The organism is Streptomyces sp. NPDC060031, from assembly GCF_042736805.1.
Taxonomy (GTDB): Bacteria; Actinomycetota; Actinomycetes; order Streptomycetales; family Streptomycetaceae; genus Streptomyces.
The window spans coordinates 75,200-96,861 of record NZ_JBHWVM010000013.1 but is presented as its reverse complement, the minus strand read 5'-3'; the positions used below and the strand labels follow the sequence as shown (position 1 = coordinate 96,861).

Genomic DNA, 21,662 nt, shown 5'->3' with positions numbered 1-21,662 from the left:
CACCGCTGAAAACGCATTGTGGGTCCGTCCAGTGAACGGTGTTTTTGGAGTTGTTGAGGGGTTCAGCGTTGGGCGGCTGAGAGCCGACCGTCGAAGGTGATGTCGAAGGCGTTCAAGGCTGCCTTCCACCGCTGGGTCCAGTGTTTGCGTCCCTGGCCGGTGGGGTCGAGGCTCATGATGGCCATGTAGACGCACTTGATGGCGGCCTGCTCGTTCGGGAAATGGCCGCGGGCCCGGCTGACTTGCGGATCCGCGCGTTCACGGACTCATCGCGTTCGTCGTGCAGATGATCCGCCGTATCGCGGTGTCGAACTTGAGGAACGGCACGAACTCGGCCCGCGCGTTCTCCCACAACCGCACGATCACGTAGACGGGCTTGAGAGCCTTCGAGATCTTGTCCCAGTCCTGCCGGGCCGCGTAACGGAACGACGCCCTCAGCAGGTGAAGACACACGTCTGCGTGATCGCCTGCGGCCAGACCGCCGCGATCGCGTCGGGCAGCCCCTTCAGACCGTCGCAGACGACCATGCAGACGTCTTCCGTGCCGCGGTTCTTGATCTCCGTAAGGACCTGGAGCCAGTACTCGGCGCCCTCGCCTCCGGTGGCCGGCCCACAAGCCCAGGATCTCGCGAGTGCCCTCGACGCTGACCGCCAGGACCACATAGAGCGGCCTGCTCGCGACCTTCCCGCCCCGCAGCTTCACGTCGACACAGTCAATGAACAAAACCAGGCAGACCGAGTCGAGGGGCCGGTTCTGCCCTTCGTTCATGCCGTCGACCACCTTGTCCGTGATCGTCAAGATCGTCTGCTTGGAAACCTCGGCGCCGTACGCCGTAGACCTCCGCGAGGTGGGCGGACATCTCACCGCGGGTCAGACCGCGGGCCGACAGCGAGAGCACCATCCCGTCGACCCCGGCCAGCCGGCTGATCATCCAAAACGTCCGACGCCACCCGGACGGCTGCACCTCCGCCACAGCCTCCGCCGACACGGTCACGTCCGTCATCAGGTGTCACTTCCTGCTCGAAGATCCACCGCTGACCGTACAGACCCCACCGTGAGAGCCAGAGACACAACCCGTGAGTAGGGCCAATGCCACACGACTGTCATCTCTCGAGCAGCCCGGAACGGCATCGGCCAGAGCATCCGTTGGGGCTGCGACGCGAAAGCTGTGCTGGAACAGCAAATCCACTGCCGCTCCCGAGGTCGAGACGGTTTGCTGGGGACATGACGGAGCAGCCGGACACCCCGGAGCCGTACGGGTTCGCGGTGGTCGCCAACGTGCGGCAGGAGATCAGGTACGGGAACCACGGGGCGGAAAGCAAGCGCGGGACCAAACGCTTCCCACCCGGCAGGAAGCTGTGGCTCGTCCGGCCGCACTGGGATCCCGGCTGGGGCCGCGTCCTGGCCATCGGCCCGCACCGGGGCTCGCAGCGACTCGTGGGAGTGATCGTCCCGGTCTGGCACCTGGAGGACTTCCGTGTGCGGGGCGTCTACAGCCCGGCCGTCCTACAACGGCTGGGCGAAGGCGTCTCACGGGGCGTCTGGGAGTCGGCCGAGGCCGCGCAAGAGTGGGCCGACCGCTGGAATAACGGCACCGGAATCCACTAGGCAGCGACGTCACTCGAGCCCTATTGCGCAAGCGATGCCGACATTCAGGAGCGTCCCTGTCGACGACGCTTGAATCGTGACCCACCCATGCCCTGGTGTACACAAAGCGCTGATTCGATTCCTGTTGCTGTGGGTGCGCGATCTTCCAAACGGGTACGGTGCGCCGCTACGATCGCCCCATGACGTCACATCAGGCGGATGCCTCGTAGATCCCCGCGCGAGCTGAGGGCCACCGCGCCCGACGGGCACAGCCGTGCGGTAAGCACGCTGCTCATCAGCGCGTGTCCTGGGCCGCCAGCATGTACGGCCGTGCACACATACCTCTTCGTCGATGGCCTCGACGTAGTGGCGCGCAGCGATAGCAGGATGGTCGGCCTCGACCCGAGGCAACTCCTCCGCCCAGGCGGACCGCTCTATCCGACGGACATGCCGTGCACAGTGGACGTGGCATCCCAGGAGCAGCCCGAGCCGGGGCCGGACAGGCTGCCCATCCGGGTCCGGCTCCGGGGCGAGACAGTCATCTGGTCCGACGTCATGTACCCGGGCCCCGATGACGGGGTCATCGAGGAGGTTCGCTTCAGCCTGGAGCAGTACCTGGGCGAGGTCGAGCGGGCATACGCAGCGTTGCAACGCCAGCCCTGACCACAGCTGCGCGCCCTCCCGGGCCGGGGTGGGGTCGTGAGACAGCGCTCAGTGGTGACCATCGCCGATAACTGGCGACAGCTCACCGCTGGTCAGCGGTGCTCCGTTGGCGAGTTGAGGCCGGTTCTGTGCCGTCCCGGTCCGTGGTGAGATGCGAAGGGCTTGGGGGTGCCGGTGGCAGGACGAGCGGCGACGAGGCGTGAGAGTAGCCGGCGGTCGTCGTGAAGCTGGGCGTGGATCTGACATCCGCGGCTGACATCAACGATGGCGGATTTCGGCAGTTGTCCGCGCCTCTCTACGGGTCGGTCAGCCGTGGGAACTCAGGGGTAGAACGTGTGCCCGGGCGAGCTTACGAAGCAGGTGTCGACACGCTGGTTTGTGCCTCAGGATGGTGACATCAAGAGCCGCGCGTGGGTTGCCAACCAGCCAGGCTGCGCCAGTAGCGCGCTACACGGTGCCGCCAAGGGGGAGTCATGAGCGAGCCGGACCTCTCGGAGTTGAGCAGCTTCCTCGGTGGCTTGCAGAGGGGTACTACCAGGTAGCCACCGACGTTCCCTCGTGGACAGCTCATCCCAACTTCCCCAGGCCACAGCCGGACGAGTATTACGACGCGTGCATTGAACGATTGACGGACTTGGCCGACTGGTTCTTCCGAGGCCGACACGTCTACCTGAAGCCGCACACCTGGCCGGATCTGTAGAGAGGTTGGCCGTGTGCGGGCATGGGGCGGTGGCCAAGGACGGCCGCGTGCGACAACTGCTGACCGCCCGACCGCAGGTCAGAGCCGGGGTGCCGTGCCAAGACCGACCGGCAAATGGATCACTTGAGGCGTCGGGTCGTGGGGCGGGTATCCCAGTGGTAGCGGCTGGTCGCGCGACGGATGAGCATGCGGAGCGTGACGAGTGCGGCGGCAAGGTAGAGGTTCACGGCCATCCACCGCTTCCCGGCCTGGCCTCTCCGCGGATGGACGCCTTACCGATTGGTAGGTTGACATCCGCAACTAGGCAGTCTGGGGGAACTGGTGGAGAGACGAAGCGGGCGCCGGGGCGCCGGGATGCTGTGGGCTTCGGGGGCGGCCGGCCTGGCGGTCCTGGGCGGAGTGAGCTGGCTGCTGGCACGCGGCGTGGCCCCGCCGGAGGGGTCCATGGAGGCGTTGACGGGGCGGGGGCCTGGGAGTCTCGCCGCTTCGGTGCTGGGCGCGGTTGCTGTCGGGGCCTGGATGGCCGCGTCTGGTGCGCTCGGAGTTGCGCTGGTCATTTGGGTGGTGGATACGGTGAGGGGCTGTTGGCGTGCTGGTCGTCGGTCGGGAATGAGCGCCGGGGCTCTGCTGGCAGTGGGCGTGGCCGGTGGGGCAGTCCTGGCTTGGGTGCACTGGCTGCTGGCGGATATCGTCCCGGAAGGCTCCATCGAAGTGCGGCTGCACCCGGGCGCCGTGGGGTTCATGGAAGGTTCCCACGGGCCCGATCTGGTCGTGATCGTGCTGGTGGTCGTGGCGGCGGGTCTTGTCCGGGTATGCCGCCGTGCTTGTCGTCAGCCGAGAGGCCATGCGTCAGACGCCCGCGCGTAAACCGGCGCATGGTGCTGGCTGCGGTGGGGCGCCATCCCGGACGCGTAGGCAGGCACGAGCATGACGTTCTCTGCGCTCAGCGATCACCGGAGGGCCTGTGCCCGCTGTGCCGCCTTGCCTGCTCGAACCCTTGTGGGATCAGTTCGCCGCCCTGCTTCCGACGCGGGGTGAGTTCGCGGCGCCCCATCCGCTGGGCTGCCATCGCCGTCGGATCCCGGACCGGGTGGTCTTCGAGCACATCGCGCAGGCTCTGGTGCACGGTTCCGGGCACGAACGGATCTCCAGTCCTGGCGGCTCGGACCGCACGATCCGGCGCCGCATCAAATCCTGGGCGCAGATGGGGATATCGGAGCAGGTCCATGCGCTGGCTCTGGAGGCGTACGACCGCATGATCGGCCTCGGACTGGCCGAGATCGCCGTGGACGGCTGCATCACCAAGGCACCCTCGGGTGGCCAGCGGGCCGGCCGCTCCCCAGTCGACCGGGGCAAGCGGGGCCTGAAGCGATCGGGTCCTCGGATGAGGCCGGGGTGCCGCTGGGCATCGTCTCCGCCGGCGCCAACCGACACGATTCACCTCTGCTCCGCCCCACTCTGGAAGCGATGGAGGCCCAAGTCGGGCCCCTGCCGACAGAGGTGAACGTGAACCTTGACCGAACTGTCCAGTGGTGAGCGGCAGTTGTTGGCTCCCTCATCGACATCGCCCACCGGCTCGTCTCCGCCACCCGGGCCCGCGGGGTCCTGCTCCTCGACGGCGACCGGACGGCGCTGGGCACGCACGCCGAGCTCCTCGCGGGCAGCCCGCACTACGCCGAGCTCGTCGGCCACGGGGAGGGGACCACGGCCGATGTCCGTAGCTGACCGGAGCACGGTGTGGCGGGGTCAGTCCCTGGATGCCCCGTTCGCGGCCACTCAGTCGAGACAGAACTCGTTGCCCTCGATGTCCTGCATCAGGAGGCACGACTCGTTGTCGTCATCGGCAAGCAGTAGTTGCCCGCGTACCGCGCCGAGCGGGACCAGTCGTGCGCATTCGGCCTCGAGTGCGGCCAGGCGCTCTTCACCCACGAGCCCGGTGCCGACCCGCACGTCAAGATGCACCCGATTCTTGACGACCTTGCCTTCGGGGACGCGCTGGAAGTACATGCGCGGGCCCACACCTGAGGGATCCATGCAGACGAACCCTGAATCCTGGCGCTCAGGCGGCAGCGAGCGATTGAAATCGTCCCAAGTGGCAAACCCCTCCGGTGGCGGCGGTACGACGTACCCCAACACCTCGCACCAGAAACGAGCGACGCGCTCAGGTTCTGCGCAGTCGAAGGTGACTTGGAACTTCTTGATCGACGTCATCGGCCCATCATAGAAGCGGGGTTATCCGTCGTCTCCACGGGCCCACTCCTGCCGGAGCATGGCGTACACCAGGTCGTCGCGCCATGCCCCCTTGAAGAACTCTGTTCCGATGAAACGGGCCTCCCGGCGCATGCCCAGTCGTTCGAGGAGGCCGGCGGAGGCGGCGTTGTCCGCGTGGCAGCGGCCGATCACCCGGCGCAGCCCCAGTGCGTCGAATCCCAGGCGCAGGACGGCGAACGCGGCCTCGGTGGCGAAGCCCTTGCCCTGGTGGGCGGGGTGGAAGACACAGCCGATCTCGCCCTGGAGGTGTTCCGCGCTGAGGAGGACCAGTTCGACCTGACCGATGACCGTCCCCGTGCCCGGCTCGACGACCGCCAGGCTGAGACAGTCCCCGTCCGAAGCCAGTTCGGTCTCCCGGGCCATCTGCTCCACCGCCACCCGGACGTCCTGCGGCCCGCGCGGCTCCCACCGCATGAACCGGGCGACGTCGGGCCGGCGCTGGTAGTCGCAGACGTCCTCGGCGCCTCGGGCCGGAACGGACGGAGTGTCAGCCGGGCGGTGGCGATGGGGAAGTCGATGCGCAGCATCGGGTGACTGTATCCGGGCCGCTCCGCTGACCGGCGGTGTCGGTAGCCGGTCGCCGGTCGCCGGACACGGGCTCGGTCCCGTCGTTGGGCCATCCACCCGGCGGACCCATGCCGCACAGCCGCCGCACACCTGCGACAGCCCCTGCGCGGGACGGGTCAGCGGGCCGCTGCGGACAGGAACACGTCCACGAGCCTGTCCGCGGCCTCCGGCCTCCCGTACGACCGGGCCCGTTCCGCCATCGCCGTCCGTCGGGCGGTGTCGGTGAGGAGCGGGCCCACTGCGTTGTGCAGGGCCTCCTGGGTGACCTCGCCGACAAGGGCGACCGCCCCCCGTTGCGGTCCTGCGTCTCAGCCTCGCCGCTCGGGCTGGGTGAGCCCGGCCGGGTCGATCTCGACGGGGAACGGCGCCTCGACGCGGGCGGTCACACCAGGGAGGGCGATGGTCTTCTCGGTGTACAGGCCGCCGGCGAGCTCGCCGACGATCAGGCGCGGCGCCGGGTCGAATTCGAGGCGCCAGTAGTGCTCGATGCCGGCCTCGGCGTGGTGCTGGGCAAGGCTGGCAATGCTCATGTCTCTACCACCTCCTCCTCGCCTACCACCAGTGTGGACCATGGCAGCGGCTTCGGTCCCGTCCCAGCCCAGGACCCGGTCCTCGCGCACACCTGCATCGCCCTTGGCTGTGACGCCGAACAGAGACAGAAGAACGGATGTGCGCGCACTACCCCTACTTCTGACCGGGCTCTCCCGCAGGGCATCCGCCGGGGCGGCCAGCCGCTCTCGTCGGCAGCGGCCTGACCATTCACGATCAAGCCCACCCCGGCGAGACCCCGGAGCCCGTCACCCTGGCCGGACGTGCTGCCAGCCCCTACGTTCGGAGGAGGCGGAAGAGGAGGAGGCGGAAGAGGAGGAGGCGGCGGCGGCGGATCAGCCGCACCGGATCGGCCCGGTGTTGAGACGGTAGGTCACTCCGCCCCGCACCAGCGAGCCGCCCACGCTGATGCATTGCCCCCTCGAGTCGAACCAGGTGTACAGCGGCCCGGCGTGGTAGTGGTAATTGGCCGGATGCTCCTTCGGCGGGTCGACGGAGTAGTCGCCGCTCTCGTCGAAGATCGACAGGGTGACGTGCGAGGCGAGGCCGTCGTAGGGGCTGGACCAGAACTTCACGCAGTTCTGTTTGGTCGAACTGTTCCAGTAGGTGCGCGCGTAGCCGCCCCCGTTGCGCCCCGCCGGACTCTTCGCCCAGTACGTGATGCCGTCCCAGCTGCCGGTGCACTGCGCGGCGGCAGGGGCCGCGGCCGGCGCCGCCTGGGCGGTGGGGGAAACAACCAGACCGAGCAGCAGCGTCATGACGCCGACGCCCAACAGCTGTGGCTTGCGTAACCGCTTCATCAACCGCTTCATCCGCATCTCCTGGTGGTCAGATGCCGTCGACCCGGTTCCCGGTTCGGCCCAGGCCGTGCTCGGTACGCTCCGCCCTTCATGGACCCGGTACCCGACGTTTCACGAAATCTCCACCGCCTCAGTACGGCGAAGCCACCGCAACCACCGGCATCCGGCTGGCTCTGCGCACGACGGGATCCCGACCGTCAGACGGTCGGGATCCCGATCTGGATCAGCGGGTCACGGCGCCATCAAGCTGGGGACCTTCGCTGCGCGACCTCCGCACGCCGAAAACGATCAAGAGCCGCGGGGCGGGCTCCACGGCATGCAAGCATGCAACCCCTCGGCCGGTTCCGTCATGCCGACGGCCGAAGGAGGACGCGGGCTGTGCGGGCAGGGCCCCGCCCTGCGTCGGTGTCTCCCGTAGGGTGCTCTTGATCGTTTTCGGCGTCGGGGGGACATGGACATGGTTAGGCATGGCACGAAGCGGATGGCGGTGGCGCTCGGGGTGCTCGGCGCGCTCAGTGCAGGATGCGGGCCGGCGGCCGGCGGAAAGGCGTCACCCGCCGCCGTGTCCACTGCCCCCAGCGCGGCGGGCGCATCCGCCTCCGCGGGTACGGCGGGCGGGCCCGGCGTGCCGGGAAGCACGGCTCCCGGGCCCGTCGTCGGCAAGCTCGCACCTGATCCGGGCACCCGTCCCACCGCCGTCGGACTTCCCGTGATGGAACAGTTGGAGTGCGAAGAGGGGAGCTCCACGTTCCGCTTCGGCAGCGGCTGGGACCTTCACCTCTCCGGTGTGGACGACCTGTCCCCGCTTTCGAGCGGCACCAACGAGACCGTGACCACCTGCCGGGGCTTCCCGCTCATCGAGCTGACCAAGTCCGGCAGGACGGTGGCCGCGCCGGACCTCATCGCCCGAACGGAACTCTTCCGCACCGTGCCGGACCCGGTGGCCGCCGTACAGAAGGCGATGGACGCCTCCCTACCGCCGGACGGACAGCGGAAAGCAGTTGGCGAGCCGACCGTCGTGACCGCCGGAACCCTGGCGCTCGCCTGCCGGCACAACCTCGCCGACGGCTTCCCCATGGCCAGTTGCTTCTGGGCGGACTACGGCGCGGTCGGCGCGATCGACTACTTCCCGCCCGGCGGCAACCGGCACCTTTCCATGACGCAGGCGGTCGCGCGGACCAAGGAGTTCGCCGGCACAGCCATGCGGGGCGCCGGCATCCGCTGACACCCGGCAGTGCGCGCCTGCCCCGCATGGCCGGGGTGTCATGCCTCCACCTGGACTGACCGCGCACCCGAACACGCACGGCGACGGGCCGGCACCGTGTCGGCGGGATGTCGGCCGTCCGGCGGGACTGTTGGTGATCCATGGGCGATGTATCGGTGGCCGCTGGAACCGTGGGGTGCCGAGTTGCCCAAGAGAGCAGCCGCAGCTGTCTTCACCAGCAAGGGGCCCCGTAGCCGACGACCCGCCGCGCAAGGGCACCGGGGACGGTCACGAGCTGATGTTCGGCACGAACCACCTCGGGCACTCACTTCGCCTTGACCCGGTGGCTGATGCCGCTGCTGTCGGCTGTGCCGGCGGCCCGCCTCGTGACCATGGGCAGCTTCGCGGCCAAGTCCGAGCGGCTCGACCTGGACGACCTGCAGTCCCGGAAGGACTACCGGCCCAAGCGCACCTACGGACGCTCCAAGTTGACACAGATGCACTTCGGCGTCGAACTCGACCGCCGTCTGCGCGCCGCCGGCAGCACGGTGACGAGCGCCGCCCGGACCGCGGGCCATGCGCCGGCGCGCTTGCCCTGGACGAGGAGGGCCGCAGGTGCCGCGCTCAGCCGTGCGCCGGGCTCGACCCGGCCGTGCGTGGGGGCCAGCTGCTCTGGGGACCGCGCGTCTTCGGCCTGCGCGGCGAGCCCCGACGTGAACCGGTGCGGAACCACCTCGCCGACACCTCCGTCGCGGCGCGGTTGTGGGACGCCAGCTGTGACCTGACCGGCGCGACCCCGGTGCCCTCCCCCGATGGCCCCAGGCACGCGTACGCTGGCAAAAGACGACGAAGGCTCCCGGCCGGTATGGACCACCGGCCGGGAGCCTTCGTCCGTACGTCGCCTCGTGTCAGGCGCAGTTGGACGGAGCGGGACGGCCCGCGAAGCGGTCCGCGATCCAGCCCAGGTACTCCGACTCCGCGACGTTGGGGATCGTCTGGTGCGTCGCGCCCTGGTACTTCGTGTACTCGACCGGCTCGTCGAAGCGGCAGGCCCGCTTCACGTACTCGTCGGTCGAGTTCGGGTTGATGACGGTGTCCGCCGTCCCCTGCATCACGAGCACCGGCACCAGCGAGGCGACCAGGCCCGCAGTGTTCTCGCGGAAGCGCTGGTGCCAGACCTCCGGTACCTCCGACAGCGGCTTGAACAGCGTGTCGAGCTGCCCGTTGTTCCCCACGTTGTTCTGGATCACGTCGGAGAAGTGCTCGATGCACGCCACCCCGTCACCCCTGAGCGCCTCCAGGCCGGCCGGCTTCAGCACGTCCGTGGCCTTCAGCTCGGGGTAGGCCGCGAGGAAGCCCCGGTAGACGTTGATCCGCAGCGCCGCGTTGTGGGAGGCCGATGTGGCATCGGTCGGGCCGGGCAGCACCAGGCCCTCGAAGTCCGGTCCCAGGTTGGCCGCGGGCGCCAGCCCCGCGACGCCGACCAGCCGGGTCTCGGGGGTGTACGAGCGGTAGTTCTGGCCGGCGAACAGCGCCGCGCCGCCGCCCTGCGACCAGCCCAGGATCGCCGTCTTGCGGTTCGCGTGGGTGGCGGTGATCTGGCGGGCCGCCCGGACCGAGTCCAGGACGTTGTTCGTCTCCGTGACGGCGACCGTGTACTGGTGCACGCCCGGAGTGCCCAGACCCTGGTAGTCGGTGCCGACCACGACATCGCCCGAAGCGAGGAACTGCGTCAGCGCCGGCACGCCGACGTCGATGCCGAAGGGGCTGTCGTAGGTGAAGTAGTCCACCAGGTCTACGGCCGGCCGCGGCGCCGCGGAGGGTGCGCACATGCGCGGCCCGCCCACGGTCCCGTGCGCCCAGGCCACGACGTTGCGGCCGTGCCGGGGGGCGGGGTCGTCGGGCCAGGCCACGATGCCCGAGACGGCGACGGGGGTACCGCTCTGGAGCGTCGAGAGGTACAGGATGCGGCAGGCGCGCACACCGTTGGGGGCGTCGACGCGGCGGGCCCAGATCAGGTCGCCGTGGTCGCCCTCGGGCAGCGGCGACGGCGGGTCGTAGAACTTCTCGCCCTCCGGGCCGATCGGTACGCCCGGGGCGCACAGGCCCCTGGCTCCCTTACCGCCGTCCGGGTTCGTGCTCGCGGTGGCAGCGGTGCCACAGCCCAGCACGAGGAGCGCGGCCACCCAGGCCGCGGTGATCGCCGAAAGCGGTCGTCTCATTTTCAAGTCCATTCGCTCGGTGCCGGACGAGAGACTAGGGAGAAGGAAACGTAATGTCACTAACTGGACTATTCGCGCCATTTGTGTCGTACCGGCCCCGGCCGGCCGCCGCCCGGCCGCCGCCCGCCGGGCGCCCGGCGGGGACGGAACGGGACGGCGTCATGGGCCGATGAACCCGACGGTTCCAGTGGCGGATGTCCGGATCGGCGTAGGCGGCCAGGGACGCGGGTTCGAGCTGGCGACTTATCGGCGGAAGTGGCCGTGGTGTTCGTGCAGGAAGGCGTCGAGGGTGCGGGGCGGGCGGCCGAGGATGTCGGTGACGGCGGTGGTGGGGGTCTCGGGTCGGGTGATGGCGAGGTGCTGGATCTCCGTCACGTGGTCGGCGAGCCAGGTGGGCATGTGGGCGTCGTGGATGAGGTTGTCGCGCAGTTCGTCCGGGGTGAGGTTGACGTAGCGGATCGGATCGCCGGTCAGGGCGGTCAGTCGTGAGGCGAGTTCGGGGTAGGAGACGGCTTCGGGTCCGGTCAGGGTGTAGACGGCGCCGGCGATGTCGGGCCTGGTGAGGGCTGCGGCGGCGACGTCGCCGATGTCGCGGCAGTCGATGTGGTTGAGGGGCGCGTCGCCCGTCGTGGCGAGGATGACGCCCCGGGCGACGGTGGGGGCCAGGCGCAGGAGGTTCTGCATGAACGCGTAGGGGCGCAGGATGGTGTGGGTGAGGCCGCTGGCGCTCAGGTGTTCCTCGACGGCGTGGTGTCCGCGGGAGACGGCGACCGGGGAGTCGGGTTCGGCGGCGGGCGCGGAGATCTTGACGATGTGTCCGATGCCGCTGTGGGCGGCGATGTCGATGACACGGGTTTCGAGTTCGACCTGGGCGGGGCTGTTGGCCATGGCGAGGAAGAGCTGGCTGGCGCCCTTGAAGGCGGTGCGCAGGGAGTGGGGGTCGGTGGCGTCGGCGTACTGGACCTCGACGGGCGGTCGGTGCGCGCCGGTTATGCCGGGGATCGGATCGTGCGGGGTGCGGGTCAGCGCACGGACGGGTGTGCCGAGGGTGAGGAGGCTGTGGAGCAGGGCGTTCCCGGTTGCTCCGGTCGCTCCCATGACAGCGATCATCGTGTGCTCATTCCTTGGTGACTTCCCGGCGGCGTGTGCTGCCGGGGTGCGGCTCGGTCGGGCTTGGGCAGGTGGGGCGGGCGGGCCCGGTGCCGGGGCGGGCTATCCGGTGCCGGGGCGGGCTACGTCGGGGGTGCTGTGGTGGTGCTGCGCCAGCGCAGGGTGACGATGGTGGTGGCGAGGGCTGCGGAGACGGGCAGGTCGATGCGCAGGCGCTCCAGCCAGGGGGCGGCGGGGAGCGGGGTGTGGGCGGGTAGCCATTGGGCGGTGAACCATCCCAGCAGGGCCGCCGCGCCGGCGGCGGTGATGACGAGTGCGGCGGTCAGGGCGACGAGCGGCGTGGTGGTGGTCCACCGTCGGGGCTGCCCGCCGTGCCGCAGCCAGGTGCCGACCAGGAACGCCACCACGGCGGAGGTGCCGGCTATGGAGGTGCAGGCGGCCACGGTCAGGTCCTGCTGCCCGGTGACGACTCCGGCGATACCGGCCATCAGCGCGGGGGCGGCATAGGCGGTCATCACCTCGCGCCACAGGGTGAACGGCCGGGAGGCTGCCCGGTTTCGGCTGGTCCTGTCCTTCGTTGCGGACATGCTGGCCTCTTTCTCGTTCGTGTGAGGGAAGCGAAGGGGTGCGGCGGCGGGGCGGCAGGCCGACTCGGCCAAATAATTAGGCAGCTAACTATTGCCTCGCAAAAAGGGCCCTGCCCGGAAGGCGGGGCCAAACCGGCTGGGAGCTGGGGTCAGTCAGCGGCCAGAGCCGCACTGCCGCGCACGACGCGGGCGAGCAGCTCCAGGAACACGGCACGCTCCTCGACGGAAAGCCCGCCCACCATCGCCTCGAGCCGCCCGAAATGCTCGGGCGCCATGTCGCGCAGGCGCTGTGCCCCGCGCGCGGTCAGGACGGCCACCGTGCCCCTGCCGTCCTCCATGGACGGGCGGCGGGCGATCAGGCCCTCGCGCTCAAGGCCGTCCAGCAGGCCGGTGACCGTGGCCCTGGAGACATCGAGGTCGTCCGCAAGGCGCGAGGGGGATTTCTCCCCGCCGTGGTCCTCGAGGTCGGCGAGCAGACGGTAGCGCCCCGTCGACAGGCCGAACCTGGCAAAGTGCGCCTCGGCCGCCCGGCCGACCCTCGCGCCCGCCGAGATCAGCCGTACCGCGACCAGCACCGCTTGCGGATCGACCTCCAGGCCGTAGTGCTCGACCTGCCGCCTGGCCTGGTCCAGCGTGGGTGCCTCGCCGTCGGTGCCGTCCCTCGTCATGCAAGTAATATGGCGGCTAACCACTGAGCCTGTCAAGGCACCCCGCTCTCCGCCTTTGCGCTGGCGAGCCCTGACATGCAACTTCCACAAGCTCCGGGCCAAGGCCCATGCCACGAAGCCTAAATTGATCTTGACGTGGCAGGCAGGGCCACCTTGAGACAGGCGAACTTCAGGCGGCGGGCGGGGTTGCAGTTTCGGCGTGCGGCGAGCCTGGCGAGGACATCGGTTCGACCGCTCCCCAGGTTCAGGGAGGAAAGGCCGCCGCCGCACACCGCCGCGGCCTCATCCACCTTGAACCGCTGTACGCGATGCCCGAAATCTGGGGCACGGGGATCGGAGAGCAGTTGATGCTGGCCGCGCTGACGGCTCTCGGACAGGCCGATTACGCACAAGCCGCCTTGTGGGTCCTGGAAGACAACGAACGCGCCCGGCGCTTCTACGAAGCCGCCGGCTGGGGCCCGGACGGCGCGGCCGTGGAGGACTCCACCGAGGGCGCCTCGCTCAACAAGTTGCGCTACCGCCGGTCTCTGGGCTAGCCCGCTCGCCCTCTTGTCCCTCCAGGGAGCCCGGAAGCGGAGCGGTCGCGACATGGAGTCGACCTCGCGCGTCCCATACCGTTCAGTACGACGACGGACCACTGGGTTGGGTCACGCGTCACGTTGAAGCGGCGCCCTCGTGTACCGGCGGACCACCGGCTCCAGGTAGTCCGCGTGCGGTCCGATCAGGCCGGCCAGCTCGTCGGGGGATCGCACGAGCGCGATCTCATCGAGTTCGGGTTCACAGCCCTGGGAGCGCTGCACCGACGCCGCAGCGGCAAAGCCCTCGCGCAGCGCTGACTCGGGCAGGGCCGGGGCGAGGTAGGTCAGGCCGACGCTGCTGTTCTCCCCGCGGGTAGCGGCCCACAGCCGCAATGTGCCGGGGGCTGTGTCGATGCCCATCTCCTCGACCAGTTCCCGCGCCGCCTGGACACCCAGCGCGGCTTCGTCCAGGGCTTCGCCATCTCGGGGCGGCTCCACGGAGCCTCCCGGCAGCTGCCAGCGGCCAGGGGCTGCCGTAGCCGACGACATCCTCGCCGCCAGTACGCGACCGTCATGGGCCGGCTGAACGACGTTCACGAACAACGACGGCAGCGCGGTGGCGCCCGGGACCCGGCGCAGGGCGTAATGCCGGTAGGTCACCCGCACCCAGGAGAGGCTTACCGTCCGCGGCTCGGTCCACTCCAGTCGCGCACACGCCACCACCGGCCCGTCGAAGAGGTTCGGGTTGGCCTGGACCGCCCTGTCCCACACCCGGTCTCTGACCCATTCATCCCCGGGTGACAGCGGCGGCGCTTCAACCTCAGCCAGGTGAAGCCGCCCAACGCCGAAGAGGTCAACTCCCCTGGGGGGCAGCGTCTCGGTCACCGACTCATCGTAGAGCCCGAGCGGTCACGACAGAGGACGAGGAGCCGGCTGCCGATGGACATCTACCAGCGCCACCGGCCCGGCCCGCCCGGCCCGAGTACGCCACCCCCGCCGGGACCCTGCGATCTTGAGTCGTTCGAGGGAGACGTTAGCCACTGAGCTCCTGCAAATCAACCATGGGTGATATTGAGTCAACTGTGGTTGATTTTATGGGGGTTCGCGCATACGGTCACGGCAGGCCGGGAGACAGTCGTGCCCGGTCGCGCTGCCGCCGCGACGCCGGCTGCCACTGGCCCGTCTGCGATGCCGTGCGGAGCGCTTCCCAAGCAATCACGTAGGGGGAATCCGCCGAATGAAACGGCGAACACTCTTCACCGGGGCGCCACGCCCCGTCCACGGCAGGCGCAGGCAGCGGGGGACGTCAGCCTTGCAGGCCGCCTTCGGTGTCATCCTGCCCTCCGCGATGCTGGCCGGTCTGGTGGGCGCGTCACCCGCGGCGGCTCAGGGCACGCAGGACGACGTGTCCTTCATCTCCGGGCGGCCGCTGGCCGTTCAGTACTGGCGACTGGGCGGAGCCGGCGTCAGGGAGGCCGCCGAGCAGGCGTTGCTCGGGTCGGACAAGGACATCCAGAAGTTCCTCGACAACAGGGATGCCATTCGGTACGACGACGACTACGTCGCGGCGAGCCGTCTCTTCAATGTGGGCGGTCCTGCGGTCCGGGCGGCGGCCAAGCAGGCGCTCAAGGGCACCCCGGCGCAGCTGAACACCTTCTTGAACGGAGGCTGGAAGGCTCCGCTGAACGAGGACCGTCAGGTCGAGGTCTCGCGGATCATCAACCTGGGCGGTAACGGGGTGAAGGAGGCGGGCAAGACCGCGCTCAAGGGCACCCCGGAGGCCATCGAGAAGTTCCTCGACGAGGGCCAGTACACGGCGCGCGAATCGGACAACGAGGTCGCCGTTTCCAAGCTGGCGGCGTCCGGCGGTCCGAATGTGCAGGCTGCGGCGAAGGTCGCTCTGCGCGGGACGCAGGACGACATGGTCGAGTTCCTGGAGATCGGGCAGTTCACCGCCCGTAACCGGGACCAGGAGTTCGCGACCGTCGCGCAGTTGACGGAGGACGCCAAGCAGGCCGGTATCCAGGCCGAAGGTGCGACGAAGGCGGCCGAGGAGGCTTCGGCCCGTGCCATTGCCGCGTCCGCGCTGGCGAAGGAGGCCGCGCTGAAGGCGGCCGACGAGGCGAACAAGGCGAAGAACGACGCCACGCGCGCCGCGGTGAAGGCCAAGCAGGCCGCCGACGCGGCTCGCGCCGCGGCAGCTGCGGCCCAGCAGGCCATCAGTTCCGCGAACGCGGCCAGCCGTGCCGCACGGGTCGCAGCGCTGGCGGCGGCGCAGACCGCGAGTGCGGCTGTGGCCGCGGCGAATGCCGCGAACGACGCCTACAACGCGGCCATCGCCGCGGGTAACGACGCCACGCAGGCCTCCCGCGCCAGGGACCTCGCCGCCGTCGCCCGTACGGCGGCCGGTCTCGTCGAGACCTCGGCCCTCGCGGCCGAGATGGCGGGCAAGGCCTCCCAGGCAGCGGGCCTTGCGGCCAAGGCCTCGCAGAGCGCCGGCGACAACGCCAACGCGGCGGCCGATGCCGCGGATCGTGCCAACGACTACGCGGACGCGGCCGGCAACTCCTCGGCCGAGGCCCGCCAGGCCGCAGCCGAAGCCCGCCGCCACGCGAACGCCGCGAACCGCGCCGCCGACCAGGCTTCCGGGCTCGCCCAGCGCTCCGCCAACGCCGCCTTCGAGTCGCGCGACGCGGCCCGTTCCGCAGCCCGCCACGCCCGCGCCGCCGCGGACGCGGCCGATGAGGCCGCTGCCCACGCGGGGCAGGCGGCGAACGCCGCTGCCGAGGCGACGAAGCACGCGGACGCCGCGAAGACGGCGGCCGAGGCCGCCGACAAGGCGGTGACCACGGCGAAGAACGTCGTCCAGATCGCGCGGGAGACCGAGGCCGCCGACCTGGCGACCCGGACCGAGGCCGCCATCGAGCGTGCCAAGTCCCGCAAGGACCAGACCGACGCCTACATCTCCGCCGCCGCCTCACAGCAGCTCGAGGCCCGCAACCTCGACACCACGGCGACGGCGCTGGCCGCCGAGGCGGCGCAGCCCGGCGTGGACGTCAAGGCCACCGCTGCCAAGGGCCGCGCCCTGGCCATGAAGGCCATCAAGCTCCGCGGTCCCTGGAGCCAGGGCGCCGCAGCCACTGCGCTCTCCGGGACGGACGAGGAGGTCTTGACCTACCTGCGCACGCGGTGGAAGGAGGCCGGGCAGGACGAGATCCGCGAGCGGGTCTTCCAGCTCAGTGGCCAGAGCCCGTACCCGTCGGTGCGTACCGCTGCCGCGACCGCGCTTGCGCAGGGCACGCCTGAGCAGATCAACGGCTTCTACACCACCGGCCAGTACACGGCCGGCGCCGATGACCTGGCGGTCGAGGTCTCGAAGTTCAACAACTTCGGCGGCCCGGGCGTCAAGGACGCCACCAAGAAGGCGCTCGCCGACGGCAGTGGCAAGGCCCTGGCCACCTTCCTCATGGTCGGCCAGTACTCGGCGCGCAACAGCGACGAGCAGGTCATCACCTCCAAGCTCGTCAACGAAGGCGGCCCGGAGGTCAAAGCCGCGGCCAAGATCGCCCTGGCCGGCCCGGCCGACCAGCTCCACGACTTCGTCGCGGTGGGCCAGTACATGGCCGACCGCAAGGACAAGCTCGCCGAGCACCACGAGAACCAGATCGACCGCCTGATCGCCGAAGCCTCCGGCATCGCGGCCAAGGCCAACCAGAACCGCTGGCGCGCGGCCGAGGCAGCGGCCAAGGCCAACCAGGCGAAGGCCGAGGCCGACGCCGCAGCGGCCGAAGCGCAGAATTCCGCGAACTCCGCCGCCAAGTACGCCGCGGACGCCAACAAGTCCGCGAACGCCGCCGAAGCCAGCGCGAGCGCGGCCAAGAACTCCGCCGCCACCGCCCGCAACGCGGCAGCCGCCGCCGACCGCGACGCGGACGCCGCCGAGGAATCCGCCGCCCAGGCCGCATTCTCCGCGCAGTACGCCCGTGACTCGGCCACCAAGGCACAGCAGTCGGCGGACATGGCGCGGGAGTCGGCCACTGCGGCCGGCAAGAGCGCCGACGAGGCCAAGACCCTCGCGTCCGAGGCGTGGACCGAGGTCAAGGTCAAGCGCGAGGCAGAAGAGGCCGAAGCGCGTCGGCAGGCAGAGGAAGCCCGCAAGAAGCAGGCCGAGGCACAGAAGAAGAAGCCGAAGTGCATCGTCCCGTTCAACCGGGACAGCCTGCCCCCGTGCATGATGGGCGCCGAGCCCGACGAGGTCGTCTTCGCCAGCCCCGACCCCGACCTGACCAAGCTCGTTCTCAAGGGCGCCTGGGAAGTCATCGGCGGCGCCGATGTCCAGAGGTGCATCCAGGAACCCACCTGGGGCGGCTGCACCATGGCCGTCGTCGGCATCACGCCTTGGGGCAAGGGAGTCAAGCTCTTCAAGTGGGGCAAGAAGGGCGTCGAAGCCCTGGCCGAGGGCAGGAAACTGCGCAAGGGCATCGAGTGCGCGGTGGGAGCCGCGAACAGCTTCCCCGCAGGTACCCGTGTCCTGATGGGGGACGGCACCACTCGTGCGATCGAGCAGGTCAAGGTCGGTGACACTGTCACCGCCACCGACCCGGAAACCGGCGTCAGCGGCCCGCGCCGCGTCGAGGCCACGATCTATACGCCCGACGACCGCGACTTCACCGACATCACCCTGAGCGGTGGTGGCTCTGTCACCGCTACGGATCACCACCCGTTCTGGGCCCAGAACGAGAAGGCGTGGACGAGCGCGGCCGACCTCGAGGCCGGGGACACTCTTCGGACCGCCGAGGGCGACACTGCGCAGATCAGCGGGATCCGCCACTGGAAGACTCTTCAGCCCGCCTACAACCTCACCGTCAACGACCTCCACACCTACTACGTGGTGGCAGGAACCACTCCGGTTCTGGTCCACAACACCACGCCTTGCCAGCGATTCATCGACGGCGACATCTGGGATGACGCGTTCGAGGTCAACGGAAGGACCCTCGAAACCATGGCAACGGTGACGCGGAACGGTGACACCCTGCAGCTGGACGGGCTCATGGTGTTCCCCAGGGGAACGGATGGACTCGACAGGGCGCCCGTCGGCGTTGACGAGGTCCTCCAGCTGAAGCGACCCCTGGCCGAGCAGGCGAAGGCCGATGGGTTCAAGACCGTGGTTCTCACCTACGAAAGGCACATCCCCAAGCCTGACGGCACCATTTTCAAGCGTATGGGGACAATGAAGCTGGACGTGGCAGAGATCCTGGGAGGATGAGGATAAGCATGGACCGGATGGCTCTGGACGCACTGGCAGCCGAATTGACCGCGCGTGGCGAGCTGGACCGCGAGCAGGTTTTCCGGGAGATGCGCACCCGGGGAATGTCGCCGATCGAGACCATTTACGTGGTGACGCGTACTTTCGGAATCTCTTTGCCCGAAGCGAAGACAGCCATTTACGAGAGTGCCGCATGGCGTGATCAGAATGACGACTGGAACAGGCTCCACTCGGGGCTTGCCGACAGCGCCGACGGCACTGACAACAGCTGACGGCACCGACAGCTGAAGGCCTGACCGGCTGAAAAACAGTGTGGGCGGCGGCTCTTCGGAGTCGCCGCCCACACGTGCCTGGCCTGCAAAGGGTTCCTACGGCGGACGGCGCCTCGGGTACGCTCCGCGCACGATCACATCCCCCGTCCGCCCCCGCCGACTCCCCCTGCGGATCCCGGCCCCGTCCGCCCCGGCAGCACTCGTATCCGATGGTCGAAGGCTTCTTCTCCTTCTCCTCCTCCGCCCCACACCGGCCACCACGACGGCGCGCGCATCCCGCTCGCCACCGGGCTCGGACTCCCGCGCGCCATGGTGCTGCGCGGGGGCGCCTGGTGCCGGCTCCACGGTGACGGCGGCAAGGGGTTCTTCCTCCACGTCGGCGAGCACGACGACATCGCATGTCCTGACCCGGCGCGACCCGACTGGCGACCCGCGCGGCAGCGGCCGGCGCGGACGTCATCCTCGACGTCACCGCCGATGTGCCGCACGTATTCCCGTCGTTCACCGGCATGCTCGACGAAGCCGACGCGGCATGGGGCAGCCGTGTCGCTTCATCCTCGACCGGTCGCCGTCCACCTCGCACGAGCAATGGGATCCTCGCGGTCGTCAAGGAGTGCAAATCGGCCCTTCTTCCAGCAATGCCGGATCTTATGGGTGCGCAGAGTCAAGCTGCACTTACCGTGGGTGAGATCTCAAGCGAGCAAAGCGAAGCGGAACAAGGCGTGACCATCCGTCCCACGGCACGTTCGGCCCAGGAGGAATCAGTTATGACCGCTCAAGCCTCTGCATCTCGGCAGGTAGAGTTCCCGATCATCGAAACGTTCACCCAGGGCAGCGTGGTGAACCCGCACTGGCAGCTGCTCGGCAGCGCGGAGCTGAACAACGGCAGCCTAGAGCTCACCCCCAACGCCAACAGCAAGGCCGGGACGGCTTTCCTCGACCAGCCGTTCTCCTCGACGCTCGGCGTCACGATCGACTTCGACTACTCCTGCGAGGGCAGCGCCAACCTCGGCGACGGCTTCAGCGTCTACCTGATCGACGGAGACCGGACGACCGGCCCGGGCGGCATCGGCGGCGCGCTCGGCTACTCCTTCACGAAGAACAACTCCGGCACCATCGTCTCCGACGGCGTCACGGCCGGCTACGTGGGCATCGGCTTCGACAACTTCGGGAACTTCGCCTCCGACCTGGCCGGCACTGGCGGCCCGGGCAGCCGCGCCAACACGGTCGGCGTGCGCGGTTCGGGCAGCGGGAGGGAGGGCTTCCGGTGGCTCACCGGTACGCAGGTGCCGGGCGGGTTCCGCGCACCGTGGGAGCAGGGGGCGCACATCCAGGTGTCGATCATCGGCGGTCGGCTGACCGTGCGGCACGCGGACAAGGCCAATCCGAACGGCGTATTGCTGATCGACGACTTCGACCTGGCCGGCGGGGCTGGCCAGGTCGCGATGCCCGCGACCTTCAAGCTCGGCTTCGCAGCCGGGACGGGCGCGGCGACGGCCGTCCACCGGATCAGGGATCTCACGGTCGCGCTGCCGGTCAACATACCGCTGGAGATGAGCGGCCCGCAGACGGCCAAGGCGGGTGACCGGATCTCGTACGTGATCAGCGTTGAGAACAGCGGACCGAACGACGCCCCCGACGCGGTGGTGGAGTGTGCGATCCCGGCGGAGCTGCTCGATGTGGAGATCGATGGCCGGGGTGAGAACGGAGCGGTCAGCGGCATCGGTTCGACCGCTGAGGGAGCGGTGATCCCGGTCGACCTGCCGAAGGGCAGCAAGGCGCTGATCACCATCAGCGGCACCATCGCGCCGGACTACGAGGGCAGGTTCACCTGCACCGCGCTGGTCAAGTCGCCGACCCGCTCCAACATGGCCGCCAAGTGGTCCGACTCGGTCACCACCGATGTCGAGCTCCCGCCGGTCAGCATCGGCTACGAGATCGTCGGGCAGTGGAGCCAGACCTGGCCCGAGGACGCCCAGGGGTACGTCTTCAGCTACAAGCTCAAGCTGGAGGCGAACGAGCAGCGGGTGGTCTGGTGGCAGATCTCCTTCGACCCGGTCTCGCCCGCGCGTGTCAACCCGACACAGACGCAGTGGTACCAGGTGGTCTCGGACGGCTCCGACGGCACTGTCTTGCTCGCCTCCCCGGACGAGAGCCACACCATCGAGCCCGGCACGCCGCTCTTCATCGACGTGCAGCTGCTCTACCCGAGCCAGTTCGAGGCCGGTGAGGGGAAGCTGCGCAACCTCCGTGCAATCGAGGTGACGCGGCCGTAGTCGGCTGACCGGAGAGGCCTGCTGCCCTGGTGAGGCGGCAGGCCTCTTCGTGCTCAGCGAGTGGCGATGTACTACAGGAAGCTTGACCAGGCGTCATCGGTGAAAGTGAGCTGCCACCGCCCGTCGACGCACAACCCGCCTTCAGCGACGAGGACTTCACCGTCTCGGCCGCCGTCAAGGACCGGCTCGATCGGCGCGGCGCCAAGAACACCCGAATCAACCGGGGTTCCTCCCGCACCGCGTACGAACGATGGTGCTCGGCCCACGGCCGGATCGCCCGCCCCACCACGACCACCGCCCACCTCACCGAGTACGTCGGCCACCTCATCGACACCGGCCGCTAGAAGCCCGACACCCTGCTGCAGTTCCTCTCGTGCATCGTCACCTGGTACCCGAAGGGCG

Annotated in this window: 16 protein-coding genes and 3 pseudogenes; 8 read left to right on the top strand and 11 right to left on the bottom strand. The window is 69.3% G+C overall.

Annotation, left to right across the window (positions count from 1 at the left end):
* Positions 1–62 precede the first annotated feature (62 nt).
* A pseudogene (locus ACFWB8_RS08575) lies at positions 63–922 on the bottom strand (transposase); the annotation flags it as partial.
* 302 nt (positions 923–1,224) lie between these two features.
* Between ACFWB8_RS08575 and ACFWB8_RS08570 the strand changes: the two are divergent.
* Entirely contained in the window at positions 1,225–1,608 is a 384-nt protein-coding gene (locus ACFWB8_RS08570) for a hypothetical protein (RefSeq protein WP_385223737.1), read from the top strand.
* Positions 1,609–2,034: 426 nt separating this feature from the next.
* Positions 2,035–2,250, top strand: a complete 216-nt coding sequence (locus tag ACFWB8_RS08565) for a hypothetical protein (RefSeq protein ID WP_385223736.1) — start codon at positions 2,035–2,037, stop codon at positions 2,248–2,250.
* Positions 2,251–3,069: 819 nt separating this feature from the next.
* Here ACFWB8_RS08565 and ACFWB8_RS08560 read toward each other — a convergent pair.
* Positions 3,070–3,171 (bottom strand): annotated as a pseudogene (locus ACFWB8_RS08560) (IS5/IS1182 family transposase); the annotation flags it as partial.
* A gap of 743 nt (positions 3,172–3,914) precedes the next feature.
* Between ACFWB8_RS08560 and ACFWB8_RS08555 the strand changes: the two are divergent.
* Positions 3,915–4,471: pseudogene (locus ACFWB8_RS08555) on the top strand (IS5/IS1182 family transposase); the annotation flags it as partial.
* Positions 4,472–4,726: 255 nt separating this feature from the next.
* Here the strand turns inward: ACFWB8_RS08555 and ACFWB8_RS08550 are convergent.
* The 4 genes from ACFWB8_RS08550 to ACFWB8_RS08535 form a co-directional block, all read right to left on the bottom strand.
* Positions 4,727–5,161 carry a VOC family protein gene (locus ACFWB8_RS08550; protein ID WP_385223735.1) on the bottom strand — a complete coding sequence of 145 codons (435 nt, stop codon included), beginning with the start codon at positions 5,159–5,161 and terminating at the stop codon, positions 4,727–4,729.
* A gap of 21 nt (positions 5,162–5,182) precedes the next feature.
* Entirely contained in the window at positions 5,183–5,635 is a 453-nt protein-coding gene (locus tag ACFWB8_RS08545) for a GNAT family N-acetyltransferase (protein WP_385223734.1), read from the bottom strand.
* A gap of 461 nt (positions 5,636–6,096) precedes the next feature.
* The gene (locus ACFWB8_RS08540; RefSeq protein ID WP_385223733.1) at positions 6,097–6,318 is read right to left on the bottom strand and encodes a hypothetical protein; all 222 of its coding nucleotides are present in this window, start codon (positions 6,316–6,318) and stop codon (positions 6,097–6,099) included.
* A 354-nt stretch (positions 6,319–6,672) separates the two neighbouring features.
* Complete coding sequence (locus ACFWB8_RS08535) at positions 6,673–7,149, bottom strand: hypothetical protein (protein WP_385223732.1); 477 nt, start codon at positions 7,147–7,149, stop codon at positions 6,673–6,675.
* Between the two features lie 550 nt (positions 7,150–7,699).
* Between ACFWB8_RS08535 and ACFWB8_RS08530 the strand changes: the two genes are divergently transcribed.
* Positions 7,700–8,362, top strand: a complete 663-nt coding sequence (locus tag ACFWB8_RS08530) for a hypothetical protein (RefSeq protein WP_385223731.1) — start codon at positions 7,700–7,702, stop codon at positions 8,360–8,362.
* A gap of 887 nt (positions 8,363–9,249) precedes the next feature.
* Here ACFWB8_RS08530 and ACFWB8_RS08525 read toward each other — a convergent pair.
* The 4 genes from ACFWB8_RS08525 to ACFWB8_RS08510 form a co-directional block, all read right to left on the bottom strand.
* Entirely contained in the window at positions 9,250–10,563 is a 1,314-nt protein-coding gene (locus ACFWB8_RS08525) for a lipase family protein (protein WP_385223730.1), read from the bottom strand.
* Between the two features lie 243 nt (positions 10,564–10,806).
* On the bottom strand, positions 10,807–11,673 hold the full coding sequence (locus tag ACFWB8_RS08520; protein WP_385223729.1) for an NmrA family NAD(P)-binding protein: 867 nt from the start codon (positions 11,671–11,673) through the stop codon (positions 10,807–10,809).
* A 122-nt stretch (positions 11,674–11,795) separates the two neighbouring features.
* Entirely contained in the window at positions 11,796–12,260 is a 465-nt protein-coding gene (locus ACFWB8_RS08515) for a hypothetical protein (RefSeq protein WP_385223728.1), read from the bottom strand.
* Positions 12,261–12,409: 149 nt separating this feature from the next.
* On the bottom strand, positions 12,410–12,928 hold the full coding sequence (locus ACFWB8_RS08510; protein WP_385223727.1) for a MarR family winged helix-turn-helix transcriptional regulator: 519 nt from the start codon (positions 12,926–12,928) through the stop codon (positions 12,410–12,412).
* A 221-nt stretch (positions 12,929–13,149) separates the two neighbouring features.
* Between ACFWB8_RS08510 and ACFWB8_RS08505 the strand changes: the two genes are divergently transcribed.
* Positions 13,150–13,464 (top strand): GNAT family N-acetyltransferase, encoded by a 315-nt coding sequence (locus ACFWB8_RS08505; protein WP_385223769.1) that lies wholly within the window; start codon positions 13,150–13,152, stop codon positions 13,462–13,464.
* 111 nt (positions 13,465–13,575) lie between these two features.
* Here the strand turns inward: ACFWB8_RS08505 and ACFWB8_RS08500 are convergent, their stop codons facing one another.
* Positions 13,576–14,331, bottom strand: a complete 756-nt coding sequence (locus tag ACFWB8_RS08500; RefSeq protein WP_385223726.1) for an NUDIX domain-containing protein — start codon at positions 14,329–14,331, stop codon at positions 13,576–13,578.
* 427 nt (positions 14,332–14,758) lie between these two features.
* On the opposite strand from ACFWB8_RS08500, the gene ACFWB8_RS08495 reads away from it, so the two are divergent.
* From ACFWB8_RS08495 to ACFWB8_RS08485, 3 genes are all read left to right on the top strand, one after another.
* Positions 14,759–18,712, top strand: a complete 3,954-nt coding sequence (locus ACFWB8_RS08495; protein ID WP_385223725.1) for a polymorphic toxin-type HINT domain-containing protein — start codon at positions 14,759–14,761, stop codon at positions 18,710–18,712.
* 17 nt (positions 18,713–18,729) lie between these two features.
* Positions 18,730–18,984 carry a hypothetical protein gene (locus ACFWB8_RS08490; RefSeq protein ID WP_385223724.1) on the top strand — a complete coding sequence of 85 codons (255 nt, stop codon included), beginning with the start codon at positions 18,730–18,732 and terminating at the stop codon, positions 18,982–18,984.
* A 767-nt stretch (positions 18,985–19,751) separates the two neighbouring features.
* Positions 19,752–21,260: a hypothetical protein gene (locus ACFWB8_RS08485; RefSeq protein ID WP_385223723.1), complete on the top strand. Its 1,509-nt coding sequence runs from the start codon at positions 19,752–19,754 to the stop codon at positions 21,258–21,260.
* Positions 21,261–21,662 lie beyond the last annotated feature (402 nt).

Coding starts and splice junctions, on each gene's coding strand:
- ACFWB8_RS08515 (WP_385223728.1), bottom strand. CDS start 12,260: ATGTCCGCAACGAAGGACAGGACCAGCCGAAACCGGGCAGCCTCCCGG.
- ACFWB8_RS08535 (WP_385223732.1), bottom strand. CDS start 7,149: ATGAAGCGGTTGATGAAGCGGTTACGCAAGCCACAGCTGTTGGGCGTC.
- ACFWB8_RS08485 (WP_385223723.1), top strand. CDS start 19,752: ATGACCGCTCAAGCCTCTGCATCTCGGCAGGTAGAGTTCCCGATCATC.
- ACFWB8_RS08510 (WP_385223727.1), bottom strand. CDS start 12,928: ATGACGAGGGACGGCACCGACGGCGAGGCACCCACGCTGGACCAGGCC.
- ACFWB8_RS08525 (WP_385223730.1), bottom strand. CDS start 10,563: ATGAGACGACCGCTTTCGGCGATCACCGCGGCCTGGGTGGCCGCGCTC.
- ACFWB8_RS08550 (WP_385223735.1), bottom strand. CDS start 5,161: ATGACGTCGATCAAGAAGTTCCAAGTCACCTTCGACTGCGCAGAACCT.
- ACFWB8_RS08540 (WP_385223733.1), bottom strand. CDS start 6,318: ATGAGCATTGCCAGCCTTGCCCAGCACCACGCCGAGGCCGGCATCGAG.
- ACFWB8_RS08565 (WP_385223736.1), top strand. CDS start 2,035: ATGCCGTGCACAGTGGACGTGGCATCCCAGGAGCAGCCCGAGCCGGGG.
- ACFWB8_RS08545 (WP_385223734.1), bottom strand. CDS start 5,635: ATGCGGTGGGAGCCGCGCGGGCCGCAGGACGTCCGGGTGGCGGTGGAG.
- ACFWB8_RS08490 (WP_385223724.1), top strand. CDS start 18,730: ATGGCTCTGGACGCACTGGCAGCCGAATTGACCGCGCGTGGCGAGCTG.
- ACFWB8_RS08570 (WP_385223737.1), top strand. CDS start 1,225: ATGACGGAGCAGCCGGACACCCCGGAGCCGTACGGGTTCGCGGTGGTC.
- ACFWB8_RS08520 (WP_385223729.1), bottom strand. CDS start 11,673: ATGATCGCTGTCATGGGAGCGACCGGAGCAACCGGGAACGCCCTGCTC.